Origin of the sequence: Maricaulis sp. D1M11, assembly GCF_047308265.1 — a bacterium.
Lineage (GTDB): Bacteria > Pseudomonadota > Alphaproteobacteria > Caulobacterales > Maricaulaceae > Maricaulis.
The window spans coordinates 1-2718 of the sequence record NZ_JBKQWY010000021.1; the positions used below are offsets into that span (position 1 = coordinate 1).

1 protein-coding gene is annotated in these 2718 nt (G+C 58.7%); it reads left to right on the forward strand.

The window, feature by feature from the left end:
• On the forward strand, nt 1–2718 hold a 2718-nt coding region (locus RMQ97_RS15460; protein ID WP_413661800.1), incomplete at both ends, for a hypothetical protein.

Here is a 2718-nt window from a genome sequence, read left to right on the forward strand (position 1 = left end):
ACGACCCAATACACCTATGACGCACTGGGCCGCGTCACCGAAATCACCAATGCTGAGGGTTTTGTCGAAACCCTGACCTATAACGGTTTTGGCGAGCTGGAGACACGCACGAGCCCGCTCAATGGTGTGACATCCTACACCTATGATGCGCTCGGCCGGCTTGAAACCGAGACCCTGCCCGCAACCACGTCGAACGGGCAACCGGTCGTCAATCGTTATGTCTATGATGAGCGCGGCAATCAAACCCAGATCATTCTGGCCGACGGTGCCCCGGAACAACGCATCACCACGTTCGAGTATGATGCAGCCGACCGGCTGACAAAGACCATTCTCCCCGCCTCCTCGGTTTACGACAGTGTCACCGGTCTCACAGACGTGAGCAGTGCTGTTGAAGAGCGGGTTTATGACCAGGCCGGAAACGTTATCGAGATCATCGATGCCGCCGGCCTGTCCACTCATATGTGGTATGATGGCTCAGGCCGTCTGGTCGCCAGCGTCGACCCGCTCGGCAAATGGGTGGAACACAGCTATTACAATGACGGCTCTGTTGAGAGCACGACTGTCTTCGACACGGCCATCGCCTTGCCCGTCGATCGCGCCCTGGGGCTGGATGCCCTGCGGCCCTCCGGGTCCACGCGAACCGCGCAGTTTGAGTATGATGGCCTAGGCCGCATCACCCGGACCACGCGAGACGGTTTGGTCAGCCAAACACTCTATGACGACGTCAATCGCACGATCACCCACATCGATCCACGCGGACACCAGATTGTTGAAACACTCGACAAGCGCGGCGCCGTTATCTCGCGCCTCAACGCCGAGTTGAACGAGACGACGTTTGAATACAATGCGTTCGGCCTGGTCTGGAAAACAACCGATGCTCTGGGCCATTCCAGTTACACCTATTACGACGAGTTGGGGCGTGCGGAAGCCACGATCGATGCGGAAGGCTATCTGACCCGCACCGAGTATGACGGTGTCGGCAATATCCTGAACATCGTCAGATACCAGGACCCGTACTCGCTCACCGATCGTGCTGCACTCACGGCGGATCAGCTGGCCCCAACCCGCACGGTCAGCGCGGCCGATGATGCGGTGACCCATTTTGTCTATGACACCGCCGGTCGTCTGACGACCACCACGGATGCGGAAGGACACAGCGAAACCTACGGTCTCAATGCCTTCGGCGAGCAGATCGAGGTCACCAACAAGGCGGGCGGCATCACGCTCAATACCTACAATGCGCGCGGACAGATCATCTCCACAACAGCCCCGGTCACGACCGCGGAGGGTGAACTCATCATCACCCGCTATGAGTATGATCTTCGCGGAAACCTGACCCGCGAAACCGAGGCCTTTGGCCTGTCGGAACAGCGCCAGACCACATTTGAGTATGATGCCGGGAACCGCATGGTCCGCAAGCTGGGTGATGCGGTCGACGCCTATACCTCTGCCACATCCGGCCCGGTCTCGACCCGTCCGGAAGAGACGTATGCCTATGACATCCATGGCAATCTGATCGAGCAGGTCGATGCCGCAGGGCGTCGGTCCCTGTTCTGGTTTGATGTACATGATCGCCAGACCCATGCCATGGTCCAGACGACCGGCACCGGTGAAGGCTGGCTGTCGCACACGGTTTTCGATGCCAATGGCAATGTTGAGCGGAGCTTCCTTTACAATCAGGCGACAATCGCCTTGCCAACGGATCATGCATCGGGGCCTGCAACGCCTGCACAGGGCGCCGAATACTCGGAAACAAGCTTCGTTTACGACAAGAATAATCGCGTTCTGAGCCAGACCCTGCACAATGTGGAAACAGGGGCGCTCAGTGGTGGCAGCTATACACTCGGCTTCGCGGATGCCGTCTCCACCTACACCTATGATGCCGTGGGCAATGTCACACAGATGGTCGACGCCAATGGCAATACCACACGCACAGCCTATGACGGCCTTGGCCGCAGGACGGTTCAGGTCGATGCAGCGCACTACTGGACAGACTGGAGCTATGACGAAAACGGCAATGTGACCGAAGAGCGCCGTTATGGCACCGCTCTTACTCCGACCGCCAGCTTCCCCGACGAACGCCCCGCGATATCCTCACTGGATAGGCAAACCCTCTTTACCTATGACCATCTCGGTCAGCGCCTGACGTCCAGTCGCCTCTCGGTGCGCACGGCCCATGCGGATATCTATATCGGCATGCCCGACCAAGGGGATCGGTATGACAACGTTACATCCACCGTTACCTACACCTATAATGCTCTCGGTCAGGTCAAGACCAAGACCGAGGCCACGGGCGACACCAAGACCTATTTCTATGATGCGGGTGGCCGCCTGACACAAGAACGGCGCCAGGGCTACACCGATCACACGGGTGCGTTTGTCACACCCAGGGTCACTTACGAATATGACGGGCTCGGCAATCTGACCATGTTGCGCCAGGTTGGCGCGGGCAATGGCGATCAGCGCATCACCCGTCACGTCTATGGCGCGGGCGGTCGGCTGCAACAGACCACCACCGGCCTCACCGACCTTGTAGATACAACAGGCGTCGATCGCACCTTCCGCTATGATGTCAGCGGCCGACTGGTGCGTGAGGAATACAGCCGCACCACACATGACTGGACACAGTTCGGCGTTCCCCTCACCACTGTCGATGAAGCCATCGGCTATGCCTATGACGTCTCCGGCAATCTCGTTCGCCAAGAATTCCTCGAACTG